General features: G+C 43.0%; 20 protein-coding genes. 14 read left to right on the top strand and 6 right to left on the bottom strand.

Going from position 1 to position 20,597, the window contains the following annotated elements; translation table 11 throughout:
• Window positions 1–9 precede the first annotated feature (9 nt).
• From QFZ81_RS24210 to QFZ81_RS24185, 6 genes are all read left to right on the top strand, one after another.
• Window positions 10–1,005: a glycoside hydrolase family 130 protein gene (locus QFZ81_RS24210; RefSeq protein WP_307605157.1), complete on the top strand. Its 996-nt coding sequence runs from the start codon at window positions 10–12 to the stop codon at window positions 1,003–1,005.
• Window positions 1,006–1,096: 91 nt separating this feature from the next.
• Complete coding sequence (locus QFZ81_RS24205; protein ID WP_307605155.1) at window positions 1,097–4,636, top strand: hypothetical protein; 3,540 nt, start codon at window positions 1,097–1,099, stop codon at window positions 4,634–4,636.
• Between the two features lie 710 nt (window positions 4,637–5,346).
• Window positions 5,347–6,270, top strand: coding sequence for an NAD(P)/FAD-dependent oxidoreductase (locus tag QFZ81_RS24200; protein WP_373463710.1), 924 nt, complete (start codon window positions 5,347–5,349; stop codon window positions 6,268–6,270).
• A 63-nt stretch (window positions 6,271–6,333) separates the two neighbouring features.
• The gene (locus QFZ81_RS24195; protein WP_307605153.1) at window positions 6,334–6,585 is read left to right on the top strand and encodes an NAD(P)/FAD-dependent oxidoreductase; all 252 of its coding nucleotides are present in this window, start codon (window positions 6,334–6,336) and stop codon (window positions 6,583–6,585) included.
• The gene (locus QFZ81_RS24190) at window positions 6,582–7,772 is read left to right on the top strand and encodes an MFS transporter (RefSeq protein WP_307605150.1); all 1,191 of its coding nucleotides are present in this window, start codon (window positions 6,582–6,584) and stop codon (window positions 7,770–7,772) included. The genes QFZ81_RS24195 and QFZ81_RS24190 overlap by 4 nt, the downstream gene beginning before the upstream one ends.
• Before the next feature lie 450 nt (window positions 7,773–8,222).
• Window positions 8,223–8,711: an RrF2 family transcriptional regulator gene (locus tag QFZ81_RS24185; protein WP_307605148.1), complete on the top strand. Its 489-nt coding sequence runs from the start codon at window positions 8,223–8,225 to the stop codon at window positions 8,709–8,711.
• 537 nt (window positions 8,712–9,248) lie between these two features.
• Here the strand turns inward: QFZ81_RS24185 and QFZ81_RS24180 are convergent.
• Both QFZ81_RS24180 and QFZ81_RS24175 read right to left on the bottom strand, forming a co-directional pair.
• Window positions 9,249–10,424 carry an MFS transporter gene (locus QFZ81_RS24180; RefSeq protein WP_307605146.1) on the bottom strand — a complete coding sequence of 392 codons (1,176 nt, stop codon included), beginning with the start codon at window positions 10,422–10,424 and terminating at the stop codon, window positions 9,249–9,251.
• A gap of 171 nt (window positions 10,425–10,595) precedes the next feature.
• A complete protein-coding gene (locus QFZ81_RS24175) occupies window positions 10,596–10,898 on the bottom strand; it encodes an ArsR/SmtB family transcription factor (protein WP_307607017.1) in 303 nt (100 codons plus the stop codon).
• A gap of 648 nt (window positions 10,899–11,546) precedes the next feature.
• On the opposite strand from QFZ81_RS24175, the gene QFZ81_RS24170 reads away from it, so the two are divergent.
• A complete protein-coding gene (locus tag QFZ81_RS24170) occupies window positions 11,547–11,693 on the top strand; it encodes a hypothetical protein (RefSeq protein ID WP_307605145.1) in 147 nt (48 codons plus the stop codon).
• A gap of 133 nt (window positions 11,694–11,826) precedes the next feature.
• Here QFZ81_RS24170 and QFZ81_RS37490 read toward each other — a convergent pair whose 3' ends face one another.
• Genes QFZ81_RS37490 through QFZ81_RS24160 form a run of 3 tightly spaced genes read right to left on the bottom strand, consistent with a single transcriptional unit; the run spans window position 11,827 to window position 12,461 of the window.
• A complete protein-coding gene (locus QFZ81_RS37490) occupies window positions 11,827–11,967 on the bottom strand; it encodes a hypothetical protein (RefSeq protein ID WP_373463709.1) in 141 nt (46 codons plus the stop codon).
• Window positions 11,968–11,983: 16 nt separating this feature from the next.
• Window positions 11,984–12,136: a hypothetical protein gene (locus QFZ81_RS24165; protein WP_307605143.1), complete on the bottom strand. Its 153-nt coding sequence runs from the start codon at window positions 12,134–12,136 to the stop codon at window positions 11,984–11,986.
• 13 nt (window positions 12,137–12,149) lie between these two features.
• Window positions 12,150–12,461: a DsbA family protein gene (locus tag QFZ81_RS24160; RefSeq protein WP_307605140.1), complete on the bottom strand. Its 312-nt coding sequence runs from the start codon at window positions 12,459–12,461 to the stop codon at window positions 12,150–12,152.
• Window positions 12,462–12,692: 231 nt separating this feature from the next.
• Between QFZ81_RS24160 and QFZ81_RS24155 the strand changes: the two genes are divergently transcribed.
• Together QFZ81_RS24155 and QFZ81_RS24150 are read left to right on the top strand one after the other, a co-directional pair.
• On the top strand, window positions 12,693–13,391 hold the full coding sequence (locus QFZ81_RS24155) for an ABC transporter ATP-binding protein (RefSeq protein WP_307605138.1): 699 nt from the start codon (window positions 12,693–12,695) through the stop codon (window positions 13,389–13,391).
• Between the two features lie 30 nt (window positions 13,392–13,421).
• The gene (locus QFZ81_RS24150) at window positions 13,422–14,732 is read left to right on the top strand and encodes an MFS transporter (RefSeq protein WP_307605136.1); all 1,311 of its coding nucleotides are present in this window, start codon (window positions 13,422–13,424) and stop codon (window positions 14,730–14,732) included.
• Between the two features lie 148 nt (window positions 14,733–14,880).
• Here the strand turns inward: QFZ81_RS24150 and QFZ81_RS24145 are convergent, their stop codons facing one another.
• Window positions 14,881–15,516, bottom strand: coding sequence for a TetR/AcrR family transcriptional regulator (locus QFZ81_RS24145; RefSeq protein WP_307605134.1), 636 nt, complete (start codon window positions 15,514–15,516; stop codon window positions 14,881–14,883).
• Window positions 15,517–15,740: 224 nt separating this feature from the next.
• On the opposite strand from QFZ81_RS24145, the gene QFZ81_RS24140 reads away from it, so the two are divergent.
• The 5 genes from QFZ81_RS24140 (at window position 15,741) to QFZ81_RS24120 (ending at window position 20,592) form a co-directional block, all read left to right on the top strand.
• Complete coding sequence (locus QFZ81_RS24140) at window positions 15,741–16,679, top strand: aromatic acid exporter family protein (protein WP_307605133.1); 939 nt, start codon at window positions 15,741–15,743, stop codon at window positions 16,677–16,679.
• Between the two features lie 418 nt (window positions 16,680–17,097).
• On the top strand, window positions 17,098–18,486 hold the full coding sequence (locus QFZ81_RS24135) for an amidase (protein WP_307605131.1): 1,389 nt from the start codon (window positions 17,098–17,100) through the stop codon (window positions 18,484–18,486).
• A gap of 67 nt (window positions 18,487–18,553) precedes the next feature.
• The gene (locus QFZ81_RS24130) at window positions 18,554–18,748 is read left to right on the top strand and encodes a hypothetical protein (RefSeq protein ID WP_307605129.1); all 195 of its coding nucleotides are present in this window, start codon (window positions 18,554–18,556) and stop codon (window positions 18,746–18,748) included.
• Window positions 18,749–18,838: 90 nt separating this feature from the next.
• Window positions 18,839–19,597: a quorum-quenching N-acyl homoserine lactonase AiiA gene (gene aiiA, locus QFZ81_RS24125; RefSeq protein ID WP_307605127.1), complete on the top strand. Its 759-nt coding sequence runs from the start codon at window positions 18,839–18,841 to the stop codon at window positions 19,595–19,597.
• 62 nt (window positions 19,598–19,659) lie between these two features.
• Window positions 19,660–20,592 carry an alpha/beta hydrolase gene (locus QFZ81_RS24120; protein WP_307605125.1) on the top strand — a complete coding sequence of 311 codons (933 nt, stop codon included), beginning with the start codon at window positions 19,660–19,662 and terminating at the stop codon, window positions 20,590–20,592.
• Window positions 20,593–20,597: the final 5 nt, after the last annotated feature.

The following is a 20,597-nucleotide window of genomic DNA, read 5'->3' as shown; positions in this document are numbered from 1 at the left end:
AAATTATCTATGTCTATCGGTGGAGCTCTTACTTCTAGTACATTCATCACGCGTCATCCCCTAAATCCCATTTTGACTGCCGCAGAGGTTCCTTATGAACCGGCTCTTGTTTTTAATGCAGGCGTCACGAAATATGAAGGAAAGTATGTCATGATGTTCCGAAATGACTACGGCGACATCAAGAATGAAACGTTACTTCCAATCAGTACAACGAATCTTGGGCTTGCGTACAGTGATGACGGTGTCCATTGGAACGTTCAGGATAAGCCTTGCTTCGGCATTGAAAATGAAGAAATTCTTAGAACGTATGACCCGCGGTTGACGGTTATCGATGGTCGCTGCTATCTCTGTTTTGCTGTAGATACGAAGCATGGCGTACGCGGTGGCGTTGCGGTTACGGACGATTTTGTCAACTTTGATATTCTGAGTATGTCTGCGCCTGATAATCGGAATATGGTTTTATTCCCTGAACGGATTGGTGGCAAATATATTCGTTTGGAACGACCATTTCCCGTCTATGGCAAGGGAGGCAAAGACAGCTTTGATATCTGGATTTCGGATTCTCCTGATCTGAAATATTGGGGGAACACGGAATTGCTACTCGGCTTGGAACATGTACCATTTGCCAATGATAAGCTTGGACCGGCTGCGCCTCCGGTAAAAACCTCCAAAGGCTGGCTCACAACTTTCCATTCGGTGGATATCGATGCATCTCGGGGTAAAAACGGTTGGGAGCCATACTGGAAAAAGCGCTATTCAGCTGGAATCATGCTATTGGATTTGGAAAATCCGTATAAGATCATCGGTATGAGCAAAGAACCCTTGCTGGCACCCGAGGTAAGCTATGAGACGGAAGGCGGATTTCGCAATGATGTAATTTTTCCAGGGGGAATGATCTTGGAGGATAGTGGGGAGGTGAAAATATACTATGGAGCGGCCGATACGGTGGAATGCTTGGCGACTGCCCACGTTGATGATTTAATCCGGTTGTGTCTATCGAAGTAATCAAATACATACGTATTTGATTACTAATCCAAACGGAGACACGATCGAAATTTATTACAATCGCTTTCATGAAAAAGGAGGAATATGACGGATGCGTAACAAGTATAAGTCACTGCGTATTGTTTTGTGTTACCTCATGGTATTCAGCATGTTATTTACCGGGTTGCCTTTTATTCCAAACGGAGAGATTCAGAAAGCCCATGCAGCAAATTCAACGATAACACAAGTTGGAAATGTCTGGACACTGGAAAATGATGTCATGAGGTCCGTTGTTTCATTTGCAAGCGGAAGCATTCAAATGACAAGTTATTACAACAAAGAGGCCGGAAAGGAGTATCTGACCGGAACTGGAAGCCAATATTTGTTTTACTACAATTATGGTGGAAGCAATCTCTATGCGAATGATGGCGGATGGACGTTAGGTACGGCTACGATAACCGACATTACGAAATTTGGCACCAACTGGGGCAAGCTGCTTACCATTCCGGTGACCCGGACGACGCCTCAAAAAATAACCGTCAATCTGAGGTTCGAAATCTATAACGGCAACTCTGGCATGAAATATAGTAATGTCATCAAAAATAACGATACGACTCAAAAAACGATTACAAACTCTGATGTTATATCCCTTAACCTCCCTAATGATGCTCATACGTTGTATTATGTTCCCAATATGGAATGGTTTAGTACAGCCGGTGAATTAGCTCCAAATGCAGGGAAAAATGCGATAACGGTATACAATACAGGCGATGGATGGGGCCTCCAGCCAGAGATGAACTGGAAAACGCAAGGAGCACCGAACCGGCTGCCTTTTGCCAGTATCAATGCATGGAGCGGTATATCCAATGTCAAAATATCAACAAACAATGAAGCTTTGCAGTTAGTCTTGTTCCCTAATGAAGATTTTGAGTACATCTCTGTGAATATGACGGTCTTCAAGGGCGATATTATCGATGGGAAAATGGCGGTAGAGGAGCATTTTAGGAAAAGGTTCAAATATCATGATGTTAGCTCTATATTCAGTACGAATGACTGGGACTATAAAGATAAACGTACGGATGCATTTTTTAGAAATACGGTTATTCCTAAAGCGGCGCAGGCTGGTCTAGATATGGTTATGATCGACGATTTCTGGAATACAACGAGAGATTCAACGACGGCAGTGAGTAGCTTTACAACGAATTTAGCGTCACTGACTGACTTTGTTGTGTCGCAAGGCTTACGATTTGGTTTATGGTTTAGCATGACGGGCGATAACCACAATTTGGGCAGGGATTTAGCTGATCCAGCCAACATTGAATTTAAGCGAAGCCAAGTCGAGGATATCTTGATTCCTCAGTATCATCTTTCTCACCAAATGATAGATTTAACGGAATTCTGGCCCAATACAGCAGCTACGTCAACCTCGCATCCGAGCGATAGTGTGTACCGTAAAAATGTACTCGTCCGAGATTACATGAATGATCTGGTGACCAGACATCCCGATTTCATTGGCAAACTAACCAGCGAAGTTGATATTTATCCAACGCAGGGCGACCGCAATAACGGACTCCTACATATATCCGACAACGGCTTCTTATCATCTAATGGCGGTGTCGGCTCAGGTATGAAGATCGGTATGGACAGCTTCGGGTATTTGCCTATGAATTCCGTCTATTACGGCGGTTCGCCTACGGGTAAATTTGAAAATTACTATTCCTATATGTTGGCAAGGTTTATCAAATTTAATACGGATCCAAGCACTTGGACCACGGCAGGTATAGATTCCTTGAAAAAGTTTAATGACTGGCGCAAAAATCCAAGAATTGAAGCGATGACAGAACAGACGTTCCGATCTCTGCATGCTGGTCCGAACTTTGACACGTCGGGTCCCTACGCTTGGATGTATACGACGGAAGATAAGAGCAAAGCTCTTGTCATCGCTACGGCAGCCAACGTAATTGGCGCGGCGACGGATATCACGCTCAATCTCAGATGGCTTAGTGATACTAAAACGTATCTAGTCGAAGACATTACGATGGATGACAACGGAACGAGTACCTATAAGTTTAAAGGAAGATTTACCGGCGCCCAATTGAAAGCACCAGGTCTACCTGTAAACCTGGCTGAAAATACTTCCAAAGGTAAGGCGTTCTGGATACAAGAGGATACTTCTGCTGCTATGCAAGTCCTTTACGCAGATGAAAAAATCACTTCCTTTACGCAAACTCCAGGAAACTCAAGCCTTACTTTGAATGTCACTGGAGCAGCTAATTCCACCGCCAATGTCATCGTCTTTGACAAAACGGCCAATAATACGATTTCCGCTAACGTAACTATCGGTGCTGGGGGAACAGGCAGCGTTACGATCAACTCAGGTACTTGGTATGAGGCCGAGAGCCTTACAACGACCATTTCACCGGGAGCTACTGAAGGAGATTCTGCTGATTCTAGCGCGAGCAACGGTTCTTTAAATTACGGCAATCTGACTGGTGTGGGTGATTGGGTTCAATACACATTGAACGTACCTAGCCCTGGCACTTATAACGTAAAAGTTCAAGTCAAGAAGCACCCGAACAGAGGCATTGGGCAGTTGTATATTGACGGTGTTACGCAAGGCTCCCCTATAGACGAATATCAAAGTGCTCAAGGTTATGTAGAGGTGGATCTTGGCAATATGACGTTTACAACATCAGGGAATAAACAATTTAAATTCCAGTCAACTGGAAAAAATACAAGCAGCGGATCGTACACGTTAGCAACCGATGTTATCAGGCTTACTTATAAATCTCCTGATATTATTCTGCCGCCAGCTGTACCGGAAGCGATGAAATTTGAAGCAGAGAGTCTTGCGTCATCGGTTTCGTCCGGTACGACTTTTTCGAATACAAGCGATTCTACGGCAAGCAATAATGCACTAAGCTATGCGACGCCTACCGGAGTAGGAGGTTGGGTGCAATATACACTAAATGTACCTGAATCAGGTACTTATAACGTCAAGGTACAGGTCAAGAAGCATCCGAACAGGGGAATCGCGCAGTTATATATTGACGGGACTCCACAAGGTTCACCTATTGATGAATACCAGAGCGTTCAGGCTTATGAGCTTGTGGATTTAGGCAATGTAACGTTTAACGCATCCGGCAGCAAGCAGTTCAAATTCCAGGTAACAGGAAAGAATGTGAACAGCAGCGTTTATACGCTTGCAACGGACTATATTTCCATTACGAAGCAGCCGCTTATCTATGAGTTCGAGAATCTAGCAGCGAGTGTTTCATCAGGAGCTACCTATTCCAATGGATCCGATTCAGGTGCAAGCAACGGTGCATTGAGCTATGGCAATTTTACGGGAGTTGGTGACTGGATCCAATATACAGTTAATATTCCCACTGCCGGAACATATAACGTAAGCGCAAGGGTCAAGAAGCATCCAAGCAGGGCAACAGCACAATTAACGATTGACGGAGTTGCTCAAGGTTTTCCGGTTGATCAGTATCAGAGTACAGCGGAATACGAAGTTGTTGGTATGGGGAATGTCACGTTCGGCACTCCCGGAAACAAGAATGTAAGATTTCAAGTAACCGGTAAGAATCCAAGCAGTGCTGGTTATGGCCTGGCTAATGACAATATCATATTTACTAGAATTAATTGATCGGTTAAAAGACCAGCAAACCTTGAGTTTGCTGGTTTTTTGCGTGTCATACGGAACGCTGCCAGCAGGAAGGTTTCCCAAAACATAAAAAACTATGAACAAATTAAGTTTCACCATCACTTAATATCCTTAGGCCATAACTTCCTAATGACAGGATAACCGGCTGTAGGAATGTTGATCTGATGTGCACCTAAATGAAAGGATCAACCTTGAAATATGATAAGTAAACTCAAAGAGCCTGTACAATATGTATTTACGCTTGTGTTAGAACATGTCTTTAAAATAACGAAGATGATACCACTTGTTATTCTTATTGATCTGTTATTTTATGTGCATGCATGTAGGAGCTAAATCCGAACTTCGGATTAGTCATTGTATAGGCGTAGAAAAGAAAATTATCTCCAACTACATACTGAATTATTGTCATGACTATTTCAATGTTTTGTATGTTGGGGAAAAGAATGACACTCCATTAGAAAAAATAGAGAATTTAACTATTAATGAAGTGAGAAATTTCTTATTTTATTTTTATTTTTTTGAATTAAAATACAATGGTCAGTTTTTGATTCTAATTCAACCAGTTGATTTGTGGATTTATTTTGTCTATAATGGATATTAAAGGTCTATAATGATTGTATTTATCACCATCAGTTTTTTGAAGCGGAAGCATTTTTTTACGACTTTATTATGGACATTAGAACTCTAGGAGGATGATAATTGTGGAACAACTTATCGATGTAGCGATTATTGGCGGCGGCCCGGCAGGAATGAATGCCGCTCTAGTGCTGGGCAGAGCAAGAAAAAGCGTTGTCGTTATTGATGAAGGGCGCCCGCGTAATCGGGTTACTCGTGAAACTCACGGTTTTCTGACCAGAGATGGCATAAGCCCGAGTGAATTTCGGCATGTTGCAAGGGAGCAAATTAGCGCTTATCCCTCTGTTCGTTTTGTTACTGATGCTGCTGTATCGATAACGGGAACAGATGGTAACTTTCATGTTACGACAGCACAGGGAACTACCTATCGTAGCAAAAAACTGCTTTTTGCAGTAGGAATGAAGGATCTCCCTCTCGACATTAACGGATTGGCAGACGTGTATGGCAAAAGCGGCTTTGTCTGCCCCTATTGCGACGGCTGGGAATTAAGAGACCAGTCTCTCGTCTTAATAGCTAAAGGTGCGAGAGCGCTACACATGGCCAAAATACTGTCCGGATGGACAAAGCAGTTTACAATATGCACCGATGGCCCTGATGAATGGACCGATGAAGAACGCGAGGAACTTAAGCAGCATAACGTTCCTACATTGGACTCCCCGATCCGACGTATTGAATCGAGCGACGGTATGGTACAGCTAGTTGTACTGGAGGACGGATCACGCATTCCATGTACCGGGATATTCTTTACGCCGAAGCTTGCTGCCGGATCAGACTTGCCGCAAGCATTGGGCTGCAAGATCACGGAAGCAGGAACCGTCATCGTCGATGCTTTTGGCAAAACTAACGTTCCGGGCATCTATAGTGCCGGAGATGCAGCAACGGAACTTTATCAGGCGATTACAGCCGCTTCTTTGGGAGCTTTGGCCGGCGTAGGCATCAATAACGAGTTACTGGCAGCAGCTTGGAGTAGCAAGAGCTAGCTTTACAAAGGAAGATTAAGCTGCCATGAAACTATTATATCTAATGAAGAAGGGATGAACGTTATGCTTTATGATAGTGCTATTATTGGCGACGGACCAGCCGAGTTGAATGCATTCGGAGAAGGTTTAGACTGTGAACTGCCGAAATTGGATGGGTTAAAGAAGGATGAATTTGGAATAACCACGATACCCGGATTATATGCCGCGGGGGATTCGTCGTACTTCATGCCTTCCCACTTGATTTTTGCCGCAGCCGATGGCAATCGAATCGCTATGCGGGTAAATATAGATTTGACCGAGGAGGATTTCGTATGACGAAAATGAACCGTATGAACATCTACTTTCTCGCATTCGGGGGCTTTGTCGTAGGAACCGCGGAGTTAGTAGTGGCCGGAATTCTCCAATTGATTGCCGATGATTTACAAATATCCATCGGCCTTACAGGGCAATTGGTCACTGCTTACTCCCTTGCCTTTGCCATTGGAACACCAATTTTAGTGGCATTAACCTCAAGAATGGGGCGCAAAACATTGTTGGTGCTTTCATTAATCATATTTATCATTGGTTCTCTAGTTTCTTTTATTAGTCCAAATTACGCGATCCTGATGGTTTCCCGAGTAATTTTGGGGTTAAGTGCAGGCGTATACACGGTTTCAGCTCTCAGCTCAGCTGTAAAACTGGTTCCCGCCGACAAAATGGGCAGCGCGATCGGCATGATCGCGCTTGGATTTGGCAGTGCAATGGCACTGGGCGTGCCGATAGGAATCGCGATTGCCCATTGGTGGAGTTGGCAAGTCATCTTCGTTTTTTTGGCCATTGTCAGCTCGTTGATTATGCTGGGGTTGATCAGGCTGCTACCGCAAGTTGAAGGTGACACCCCGGTGCCTTTTACACAACAATTCATGGTACTTGGCAATCCTGTGATATTGACCGGCTTGGTAGTCTCCCTCTTGTTGTACACGAGTAATTCGGTGATGTTGACTTATTTGGCACCTTATTTGGAATCGATTCTTCATTTGGAGGAGTCTCGCATCGGGATCATGATCTTTGCTTTGGGTGTCGTTGGCGCAATCGGTTCGCGTCTTGGCGGTTTTAGCTCCGATAAATGGGGAAGCTCTCGAACGATTACTTTTGCTATAGCGGTTTCTGTAGGCTCCCTTACTTTACTTCCTATATTTAACGTGCCGTTGGCCGTAGGATTGGCATTTATCACTCTCTGGTTTTTTTCGTTCTTTATGAGCAATCCGGCATTGCAAACGTATTTTATTCAGCAAGCTCCGCAGTCAAGCAATTTGGTTCTCGGGCTAAACTTGTCGGTAGTTCACTTGGGACTGGCGATGGGAGCTGGAGTGGGAGGGGCGGTCGTAAATTCAGTTTCCTCTGTTCTTTTTAACCCGTGGGTTGCAAGTGGTATAGCAGCGCTTGGTTTAGGAGCTACCTTAGTCTCGTTCTCGTTATCCAAGAGGAATTTTCCAATCGAATTTCGGGATTCGGTGAAGTAAACATAACATAGGTGGCGATCCTAAGACTTCCGATTTTTTGAACGGAGAGAAATGGAACATCATAATGGTGAATACAGTGATAGCTGTGAAGAGATTTTTCCCCGAGTATGATTGCCGACAGCAGACGGAAACTTCTATGGAAGGGGAATCATATATGCGGCAGTCGATGAGTGTAACGTTTATTTTGGAGAAGCGTTTTTGGCAATAGCATTGAAGTAGTGGAGGAGCAAGTTCATGATTGAATCATCAATTCGCTCAAACTTCTGTGACATGAATGAGATTTTCCGGAAGTATTATAAACCTGCATTTTTTTCATGAAAATACAATAGTTAAGTTTTTGATACAATTTCCACCGGTTGAATTATGGATTTTTTTTCTCTATTATTAGATATTACAGGTCTATAATAATAAAAACCATAAAAATCCTCGTGTCGAAAGGAGGCGTTACTTATGCAATTTTCCAAAAGCACGAGTTATGCGCTGCATGCATTAATTCACTTAGCACATGCGAATCGTGGTCACAACATAGGAATCAAGGAATTATCTGCGTCACAGGGTGTTCCGGAAAGCTATTTGTCCAAAATCATGTCCAAGCTGCGGCAGGATGGAATCGTTCGTGCTGTGACGGGAGCGAGCGGCGGATATGAACTTGCAAGACCAGCCGATCAAATTACGTTTCTTGACGTAATTCAGGTAGTCGAAGGACGGCAGCATTTGTACGAGTGCTCAAATTTGAACGAGCAACGTCATCAGTTTTTTTTTGAAGCGGAAGCATTGGAAGCTGATATCCCTGACCATCCAGACGACAAAGAATGTATGGTTAAAAAGGTGATGAACGGCGCTGAACAGCAATTGAATCAATACTTGCAGCAGCATACGATCCAGTCGGTGCTGGACGCTGCTTCCTTTGCTTGCAACGATGATGTAAACAAGAAGTGATGAACTTCTTGCACTTTTATTATGGACATTAAAGATCCGGGAAAATCGTATTATTATGGAACAACGTATCATGTAGCGATTATTGGCGCGGGCCGACAGGACCAATGCCGCTCTAGGCTAGGAAGGGCAAGAATAAGCATGATCATTATTGATGAATTTCCCATGATATAAAATAAGCAACTCGATAATATGGGGAAGTTAGTATCAATAATTAGGGAGTATTAGTCATAATACACGAAAGGCGGTGTTTTTTTTATTTTTTAGTCCGATACTCAGCATGATAAAGCAATGATATCTCGAATAAGTCTACCAATATGATTCGTTTTCTTCCCTTGAAATCATAACATTACGCGTTAATTTGCCAACCCCAACATAAGCTTCAACATATATCTATTATTTCTAGATTTACATATTACTATGTGTTTGATCTGTACAAATTAATAGCCTGATTCCTCAAGCATTTCTAATAACAATGCCCTCAATCTCCCCAATTGGAGAAATCGAAGGCTTGTTTGGTCTTCTAGATTTAATTTACGTTTATACCTTCACAGGGCCCGCTGCCTTCCTACCTGACCATAAACGTGATAATGCCAAAGCTGCAACAACGGCGATTGATACTCCCAAAGCCCCCATCCAGGTAATCGAGGTGAGCGATACTCGCTCGACGACTACCCCTCCTATTCCTGCACCAGCAGCCATGGCTAATTGCATCATGGATTGATTGAGACCAAGCATAACACCCGATGAATCTGGCTCAATTGTTGTCAAATAATACTGTTGTGTCGGTCCGGATGACCAGGCCGCAAACGACCAAAAGATAAGAATTGCAAGCACTCCGACTAATGAGTTTGTTACTAATGACAACAGAATAAGCATAAGGATATGCAGAATCATACCGCCAATTAGTGTCGGGTGTACACCCCAACGATCCGTACTGTAGCCTCCAAACTTTGACCCAACCAGGCTAGCGATACCGAATATTAGCAAAGCTCCACTGATCAAATTGTCGCTTATTCCTGACACGGTGAGCAAGTAAGGAGACAGGTAGGTATAAGCTATCGAATAACCGCCTAGCCAAAAGAAGGTGATTGATAACCCAAGAGCCACTTTTGGTTTCTTCAAAAGCGCGAGCTGTTGAAGCAAGGGTACTGGTTTATCCCCCTTCATGTTTGGAATAGCAAAAAATATGACAACAATTGCGATCAATCCTACTAAAGCAATCCAGCCAAAAACCGATTTCCAACCAAATGCATCCGCTAAAATTCTCCCGAGAGGGACACCGATAATCAATGATGCTGTAAATCCCATGACTACGGTTGCGATGGAGCTGGCTTGCTTACCCGGGGGTGCGATCTTAGCCGCAATATTCAGTGCAGTAACGACAACCATCCCTGCACCAAGCGCCATGATGACTCGTGCAGCAACAAACAGTCCATAGCCAGGCAATGCAAATGAAAGAATATTTCCCAATACAAATATACCGAGAGAATAAATGATTAACCTGCGTCTATCCATGCTTGCTGTCAAAGCCATGAGTATTGGTGTACCAATTGCATATACTAGTGAGAAAATCGTAATGAGCTGGCCAGCAGAACCCAAAGTAATCCCCATTGTATCTGCAATTTTATCCAAGATTCCGGATATAATATATTCTGATGTTCCTACTAAAAAACTGACAAGGGCCAAAACGTATACTTTCCATGTGTTTGCCAATTTATTCACTCCTTTTATTTACTCCTTTTATTCTTAATATACTCAAAGACATATCGCGATATATAGATATATAAAACCAAAAAAAACATTTACATATCGCTATGTGTCGAATTGTAATGGTGAAAGTGAAACTGAAACTGAATTCCCTGGTCGTTAATTCAGTTTCATTTTTTATATTTCTTGCTTCAAGAAATCAATAATTGCACGTATGCCCTCCTCATCTCTTTTATAATAAGTAAACTTACCTATACGATCTGTCTTGATTAGACCAGCTCGTTGCAGCATAGCTAGATATTGAGAAGCGGTCGACTGTGTCATGTTCAATCTTTGTGTAAATTGACTTACACATACCCCAGTTTCATTCATATCAATCCCTTCATGGGGCATAAAATGGAGTTCAGGCTCCTTGAGCCATTGTAAAATTTGCAGTCGTGATTCATTGGATAGAGCTTTAAAGATGTCAATTGGTTTCATAGACTTTATTATATCGATAATTCCCGATATGTCAATCATTCATTTAATCATTGGGTACATCCCAAACATGTACTGGTGCTTTCTACTCACGTGATATGAATAGAGTGTACAGAAACTACTAACCTTATACACTGCTAATATTACTGAAATAGGTCCCATTATATCGCGAAATGATTAAACACCAACTCTTATGTCATGGAGCCGCGACACAAACATTGGCTTATGATGTTATTAAAATCGATGTTAACAGGGTGCTGTACTTTATGAGAGGAATAACTCGCAACGCTAAACGAATCCCCCGCTCATACTGTAAGTAAATAAGGTGCTTCATATTTGAAAACTTTAATGCAATAAAAGATCATTGGGCAGGTTCAACAAAAGTGGGAACTTCAAATGGCATCATTGATGGATACTAGGATGGAACCTTCAAGCAGAATCAGTTTGTAAACGAAGCTGAATTTATTATCATGTTGCTTAGATCATATAAGATCTCAATCAAATAACTTCCGATCATTGATCTGACAATTATTATGGGTTTGCAAAAGAATATAACTTTGCAATATCCGATGATCTGAGTGCGAATGACTCCTTTATTTGATCGTTTGAGGGTTGCATAAATAATCGCAGGAATAGATGGGGGCAATTATTTTGGGGAATGAAGCGATTCAATATCTGTTGGATAAACATAATTCTGATGGGGAAAATGGTAGTACTGTTTTAGGTTATGCTAATAATGAGAACCTTACAATGGCAGAGGCACTACAATTTAAGAAAACATATTATAGAATGGACTGAAACATATATAAAACTCCTCCAGTAGGTGTAATTGATTAACCAAACCGAGTGATGTAGTTATTCTAATAATTATGGCAGTCTAAGAAAATATGTTTGTTTTAGACTGCCGAATTGAATACGAAACCACTTGATATCAATTTAGAGAATACGAGGTTTGTAAGCCAGAGATTCCGTAGGTCCGATTGAACGCCATGAAGGGAACGCCTTGTATCCCCAACGTTACGGCGGTTTGCTTGTCGGCAAGGACCTCCTGGGTATAGCGATCGGTTTTCAAAACATCGCGAACCTCTTCAGGAGGAAGCCCCAACTTCAACAGCTAATCGTTCAAGCTCTGCCACATCTCCGATGGCAGCCCCTTCACTAATGAGGGCCTTGGAAGAATCTCTTCTTGAGTGCGTCTTACATCCCGTATTCGACTGCTGAATACAGCAGACGATGGGCATCAAAGGTATTTCCTTATCTCACTTTCTCCATATGAAATTCCAAGCCTACTTGGGCAGCAAGGGCGACCGCACGATCTTGAATCGCAACAAAATCTTCTCTTCGTATACCTTTATAGACTGCGTGGTACGCTCCGCAGTCTCCCTCGATGAGACGGGAGGCATCTGGGAATAGCTCGAAACTCCGCCATTTGATTTCTACCTTATCACGATGCTCAAAGGAAGATAGAGCTGTTTCTAATTTCTCTCTTCCAATCGTGCACCATACACAGACGATATCCGACCAAATTTCGACCTGCATCTTTGTTGGCTCTTTTTCGACCTGCATACTTGTGTCCTACTTCAGATTACGTGTGATTATAGCTTAGAGACCAGTGCATGAATAGATATTTACCGTCCCTTCGAGCATCCTTGTGTAAACAAATTTAGCTGATCTCCCTGATCCCTGATAGTTATCTGGATTAAACCGTTTCTTTTGGCATGAGGTGAACAGTATTTTGTTTTTTTTAATTGACTATCGGACAATTGGTCAAAAATGTTTATCTGGGAGGTCATTAGGATGAGCTTCTTACGAATGCGGAATGTGACTTCTGGATATGGCAAAACATTGATATTACGCAATATTGAGCTGGAGATCGGTAGAGGCGAGATCGTCTGTCTGATCGGCAGAAACGGCGTCGGCAAGACGACATTGCTCAAAACTATAATCGGCGAAATTGTTTTGACCGAAGGTGAAATTAGTCTGGAGGACCAACCGATCCACGACCTCAAGCCTTATCAAATCGCAGGAAAAGGCGTTGCGTACGCTCCACAGGAGAAGGGGATCTTCTTCGATCTTACCGTATTGCAGAATTTGAAGGTGGGTTGTAATCTGCCGAAAAGCTCGTTTGAAGAGGCCTGTATAGAAGTGTTTTTAAGCTTCCCGGTCCTCGGTGAACGGCTGAGTCAGCGCGCCGGGACGCTGAGCGGTGGTGAGAAGAAGATGTTGATGATGGCGCGGGCTATTATTCAAAAGCCTAAATTACTCGTGTTGGATGAAATAACCGAAGGTGTTCAGCCCTCCATCATCGAGAAAATTTCAGCTGCGCTCAAAAGGTTAAACCAGTTGGGAACGACCGTGCTCATGGTTGAGCAAAATATTAACTTCGCTGTACAGATAGCCCATGTGTGCGCCGTCATCAACCAAGGACAAATTATCGAAGTTCAACATGTTGACGAATCAACGAAAAAACGGCTGGAGCAGTATTTGGTCATTTGATTGAACAGTCGGAGTAAAGGGGGGAGAAAAATGAAAAATTATCGCAATTTTATATTCGGTATGGTTGTCTTTATTATGGTTATTAATTATATTGACCGCGGGGCGATTGCCTACGCACAAAAAGACATTATTCAAGCATTCGGATTTAATACCGCAGCATGGGGGGCAGTACTCGGCTATTTTGGCTATGGTTATATGTTCGGAGCTTTATTCGGGGGAGTTCTAGCGGATCGCAAAGGTCCTAAGTTTGTCTGGATTCTTGCCGGGCTTTTATGGTCCATTTTTGAAATTACCACTGTATTTGCAGGGGAAATTGGAATGGCATTGTTTGGGGGTTCAGCATTGGCGGGGTTTGCTATGCTGCGTATAATGTTTGGTTTGGCGGAAGGACCAGTTTTTTCCACGATGAATCGCACAAATGCGAATTGGGTACCAGCGAAAGACCGTGGATTCTTTATTGGGTTAGGAAGTGTAGGTGCACCTTTTGGTGCCATGTTGACCGCTCCTGTGGCAGTCGGACTATTATCTATAACCAGTTGGAAAATGATGTTTATCATTCTTGGGGCCATCGGAATTATTTGGTGTATAATTTTCTCTAAAGTCTTCACTAACTTGCCTGAGAATCATCCTAAGGTTTCCAAAGAAGAATTGGCTGTAATCAGGTCCAAAACTGATTTATTAGAGAACGAGAATATAGCCGAAAGAGAAGAGATGAAAATAAAATGGTACCATTTTTTTAAAAACCGAACTTTGGTTTTTAACGCGATTGGGTATTTCGGTTATATGTACGTAAACTTTCTGCTTTTAACCTGGACGCCCAAATATCTTCAAGATGTATTTCATTTTAAACTTAGCTCGCTTTGGTATCTTGGGATGATTCCATGGATTGGGGCTTGTTTTACACTCCTTTTGGGAGGTAAAATTTCAGACGCTTTACGGCGACGAACCGGGAACTTGCGAATTGCCCGTTCAGGTTTGGCGGTAGTTTCTCTTTTACTAACTGCTGTTTGTTTTCTACTCATTCCAACTGCAGACAGCATCGTTGGGGTTATGACGTTGATGGCTATTGGAAACGCATTCAACTTTTTGCCTGCTTCAGTTTATTTCTCTGTTATTCTCGATACCGAGCCCCGTAAAGCGGGTACGTTTACAGGGATCACACACTTTATTGCAAATGTCGCATCCATCGTTGCTCCGACTCTAACTGGCGTTCTGGTATCCAAATTTGGTTATACTTCGATGTTTGCTGCAGCAGTTGTAGCAGTTATTGTAGGAATGGGCGCAATGATGTTTGTCAAGCCAGGAATAAACTCACTCGAAAATAAACGTATTACGAAATGAAAGATGTATTGTAAGACTTGCAATCGACAAAGGTTTGCTTTGAAAAACAGCTTAAAGTCCGAGTAAATAAGCGCCGAAGTACGCGGCGCTTATTTGTATATTAAAATGGGGAAAACCAACAAAACGTTGTAAAAAATTCACTTACCGATCATTTTGCTGCATGATAATGGGTTGATTGACTTTTGTCAGCTTTCAATCCATCAATGAAAATTCTGCGAATTCCTTGTAGAATTTGTTTTGTCATAAGTCCTTCATCATGTATATGAAAATCGATATTGTGGAGTGCTGCCAACAAAGCTTCAACGGTGTACGGAATGTCAACCTCTGAAACTTCTCCCCTTACAACAGCCTCGTCGAATAAATTTCTGCAAGTATTGCGCATCCACTGACATAGTGGGGAGTGAAGCGGACGATGCCCTGTTGATGCTCGACTGACCGCACAAAGCCAGGGAACTTTTGACTCCAAGAACGAAACGTATCTCACGATCACTTGATAGAGTCGGTCCAAAGGTATGGTTTCTTGAGATTGATTAAGATACGCTTGGACTTCGTCAAATAAGGGCTGGCACTCTTCGCGGACGATCTCCAAGCAGATGTCGCCCTTTTCCGTGTATCGGCGGTATAAGCTTGCCTGTCCGACTCCGGCAGCCTTCGCGATCTGATGCATATTCACGCTCTCAACGCCTTGTTCGATGAAAAGCGCCCTTGCCGATTCCAAAATTCGTCTCCGATTTACTTCCTCCCTAGGAATCTTAGAGGATCCAGTTGTTATTTCATTATTCATTGGAACATTTCTCCTTAGAATGATAAATTTGTATATTTTATTCTATGAACGGATAGCTTGTTCGAAATTATTCGCTTATAGTGGACAACTTGTCCTATTAACATTATAATAAGTTTTTCATGTCAAAGCAAATCATTTAAGGAAGCCGATCCAGATGAAAGAATTGAATTCCCAGCGGTTCTTTGCGACTATCTATGGGCTATATATGTGAGAGGGTGACGGCAATGAAGATTGGCTTTCGTACCATCAAAACGGCGATAGGCGTTAGTATTGCGATTTTACTAGCCGAAACATTGCATTTGCAATATTTTTCTTCGGCGGGTATTCTTACTTTGCTTTGTATTCAGAAATCACGTAAGCAGTCGCTGCAAGCCGCGTTAACTAGGTTTTGTGCATGTATGCTGGGCATGTTTTTCTCTAGCGCGGTGTTTTCAATAATAGGTTATTTTCCTTATTCCTTTCTGGTGCTGCTTCTTTTGTTCATCCCCTTTTGTGTTCGGTTGCGAATTCAAGAGGGGATTGCTAGCAGTTCTGTTATTGTCATGCATGCTTATTTGCAGGAGAAGGTTGGACTTTCATTTTTTATAAATGAGTTTTTAGTGGTGTTGATCGGATTAGGCGTAGCGCTTCTGATTAATGCCTATATGCCGAGTGCTGATAAGCAGTTAAATGCTTGTAAGACCGAGATCGACTGGCTGATCTGCACCATATTGAATGAGATCGCCGCTTATCTAAAGGATGGCTACACACTTTGGGACGGAAAAGAGCTGTTACAGCTCTCCAATGCCTTGAAGAAGGCGAAAGCGTTGGCTCTGCTGGATATAGAAAATAGCATTCAACAGAAGGTTGGCTCGTATTATTCATATTTTGAAAGGAAGCAGCAGCAGTACTACTCGCTAGAGCGAATGCTGCCACATGTTTCCCGAATTACCGTCCAGATGGAGCAAGGAATTAGGATTGGTGAATTCGTATTAGAATTAAGCGGTCATCTGAGAAATCCCGGGCAAACGCCTAGTCTAGCGGGGTATCTTCACAAAAGCCTGCATGGCATTAGAGAATATCACAAGCAGTTGCCTTTACCTGAAACAAGACATGAATTTGAAAATAGGGCAAGCTTGTTTGCAGTCGCCAATGAACTAGATCTATTCGTTGATCTGAGTTAGGACGGATTCGAGTAGGCTCACCACTTACTTCCCCGCGTGATTGGGAATTAGGTAGTTAATGAGTTTGAACACATACATACGACATTTCAAGTAAAGGCGAGCCTACAGTGCTTGTCTTTTTTTGTTATGAAGAGAGAGGATTGATTAAGAGGCAAGCTGCAAAATATATATGTGAATCGGGGGAGGAGGGTGACTCGCAAATTTGTCTCCGTTTAGTTCATACATAGGGATCTTCGAAGATCCAAGTTTTGATTTATTATTCATTGAACTTTCCTTTAAAATGATGGATGTAAGTATTCTCATTTGACAAACGGACATATTGTTCGTTATATTATTTTACATCGGACAACTTGTCCTTTTAATAATATTATAAAAAAAATGCATGTAAAAAGCAAAGCATTTAAGGAGACCGATCCAGATGAGAGAATTGAATTCCCAGATGTCCTTTGCCACTATCCATGAGCTGGCAGAAAGGATTCGGACACGCGAAGTGTCCCCGGTCGAGATTACCGAGCTTGCACTTGAGCGCATTGAACGATTGAACCCAAAGCTTAACGCTTTCGTTACCCAAACAGCTGAACTGGCGATTGAACAGGCTAAGCAGGCGGAACACGATATCATGCTGGGTCGGTACAAAGGGCCTCTTCATGGCATTCCCATCGTGCATAAGGATCTATATTACACAAAAGGTATCCGTACAACCGCCAGTTCGAAAATATTGAAGGACTTCGTTCCCGATTACGACTCGACTGTCGTAACCAAACTGCATGAGGCCGGAACCGTTTTACTTGGCAAAGTTCAGACTCACGAGTTCGCTGCGGGAATGACAACAAGCAGCCCCCATTTCGGCCCTTGCCGCAACCCGTGGAACCTCGAACTTGTACCGGGAGGTTCAAGCGGCGGCTCTGCTTCTGCCCTGGCTGCTGGACTTGCATATCTGGGTACAGGCTCGGATACCGGAGGTTCGATCCGCATGCCCGCCGCTTGCTGTGGCGTCGTCGGGATGAAGCCGACGTACGGTCGGGTCAGCCGGTACGGCATCATTCCAATGGCTTGGTCACTTGACCACTCCGGTCCATTGACCCGGAGCGTCATGGATGCGTCCCTGTGCCTGGATGTGATGTCTGGCTTCGATCCGAAGGATGAATCGACGGTCGATCTGCCTGCACCCGGTATCAGGAGGTATCCGAATGGCCTTAAGGGTGTACGCATTGGATTACCATCTAACTATTATTACGAGGATTTGGAGCCAGAGGTGGAAGCTTCGATGCAAGCGGCTATCAATAAATTCCGTGAGCTAGGAGCGGAAATCATCGAAGTCGCCCTGCCAATGATTAGACATGTCCAAAGCGCTACGATGGCCATTATGATGGCGGAGATGTTCGCGTTCCATGAGAAATGGCTCGATACAAATCCGGAAGATTATGGTCCAGACGTGCGAATGTTTCTTGAGAGCAGTAGAGACATCCCAGCATCCGTTTATCTACAGTCTCAGCGTGCCCGGCAACTGATTGTCGACGACTTCCTGAACGCAATGTCCGGGATCGACATCCTGTTAACGCCGGCAACGCCGATAACCGCACCACACGCAGATGATTATGCGGGTGCATTCCGTTTGACAACGTTTACAATTCCGACCAATTTGACGGGCATGCCTAGTCTATGCATGCCTTGCGGCTTCTCACCTTCCGGAATGCCGATAAATATGCAATTGATTGGCCGTCCCTTCGAGGAAGCGACAGTACTCAGCATCGGCTATGCTTATGAGTCTAATACCGACTGGCACAAAAGACATCCTGATTTGTAAACCAAATTAAATGGAAGACACAGCGGTGCCGATGCTTCGCCTAACTAAATTTGATGGAGGGTATCACATGGAACAAAAGCAACCCAACTCAGAAGTTAACACGGAACTATTGACCGATGCTGGAACAGATACGGCGAGAGACACGAACAAAGCGTATGAGCAGTTTATGCCCACGATCGCAAGCTTGAAGGAACTGGATCTGATGGGTATTGAACCGCTCCTGCCTCCTACTTACAAGAAAAGACTTTACGTCGGGAAATAAACGAAGTTTTCGTTTAGAAGAGCTTGTATGGCGTGGGCAATTAATTTGCTTTAATCCCATTGTTAATAACTATGAAAAGAGTGATGACCTATGACGGTTAAGAAACTGTATTTTTTACCTGCTGGCCATTGTTATCTTGATCAGTCTGCAGTGAATCGTAACCTTACACCGGGCAAATTAGTTAAAATGCCAGTGTGGTCTTTTCTGTTGGAGACGACTGATGGGCCGATATTGATCGACACTGGAATGCCTGACACCTTTGTTAATAATCCCGATTATTACAAAGGGACCAAAAGGGAAGGTCGAGTTATCCCAAATATGTCGAAGGACGACAGGATTCTAAGCATATTGAAGCGTGTCGGGTATGGTGCAGACGACATTCAGACGCTCATCAGCTCCCACCTGCACCTCGATCATGCAGGAGGAAACGGCCATTTCCGTAATACGCCGATCCTCATTCAGCGCGCGGAGTTTGACGCTGCCATGGCGAATGACGATTATTCTCCGCAAGAATGCAGATTGCCAGATTTAAGGTATCAAATTATTGAAGGTGACTATGAAGTGACGTCTGGGGTTAAAATTCTATTTACGCCAGGTCATTCGCCAGGCCATCAGTCAGTTCTCATAACAACTGAAAAATCAGGTCCCGTATTGTTGACGATTGATGTGGCCTACACCAAGGAGAACTTCGAAAATGGGGTCCCGTTCCTGTCATCCGATTCCGAGTTAGCTTCGAAATCGATTAAACGCATGCACGAACTGATAAAAGAAGTTCGACCATCGGTTGTCTTTTTCGGACACGATGGAGATCAGGCAAGAGAATGCCGTGTGTTTCCTGATTTTCTATAGCGAATGAACAGTTATTATGCACGACAAATTCCATCACTCTAACATTAATGGGAGGTTTTTATATGAAACTTGATTCTCAAACTGAAGTAATATTAGAGCAGCTCAAAAAGGCGCCGTCTTATAAAATCTTAACGCCAGTACAACTTAGGGATTCAGCGAAAAAAAAGGGAGCTTTAAATGATATAGAGATGGTAGGGGTAGTTGAAAACATATCCATTGATGGACCTTATGGAAAAATTCCATTACGTATCTATAAGCCCGAAGGCAATGGTCCTTTTCCCGTCTTTGTTTATTTTCATGGTGGTGGGTGGGTTCTTGGGAGTGTGGATGGAAAATACGACATGATTTGCAGGAAAATTGTAAACTCAGCGCATTGCGCCATTGTTTCTGTTGATTATCATCTTGCTCCTGAGTATAAGTTTCCAACTGCAGTTGAAGATGCTTATACGGCTACGCAGTGGGTATCTGAAAATGCTGAACATCTTGGCTTTGATAAATTACGATTGATTATAGGTGGGGATAGTGCTGGAGCTAATTTAGCAGCTGTTGTCACTCACATGGCAAAAGAGAAGACGACACCGATAATTTCATATCAAGTATTGTTATATCCAACAACAGATTTTAATATGCGAACAGAATCCCATAAACAATTAGCAGATGGATATTACATTACACATGATTTCCTGCTCTGGTTCCATGAACATTATCTAAACAGTCCCGAAGAAAAATTAAATCCTTTGGTATCACCGATCTTAAATAAAGATTTTACGGGGTTACCGCCAGCTTTGATTATTACTGCACAATTTGATCCATTACGGGATGAAGGGAAAGATTATGCCGATCGTTTAAAGGAATCGAGTGTACCGGTCATTTATTCCTGTTACGAAGGAACCATACATGGTTTTGTTGGCTATGCCAACGTTTTAGATAAAGGGGAACAAGCCATTCAAGAAATAGCAGGCGCATTAAATGATTTCTTTGCAAGTGTTAAATAAGTTAG

This window comes from Paenibacillus sp. V4I9 (assembly GCF_030817295.1).
Taxonomy (GTDB): domain Bacteria; phylum Bacillota; class Bacilli; order Paenibacillales; family NBRC-103111; genus Paenibacillus_E.
The sequence above is the reverse complement of the archived record's forward strand: the minus strand, read 5'-3'. Positions and strand labels throughout refer to the sequence as shown.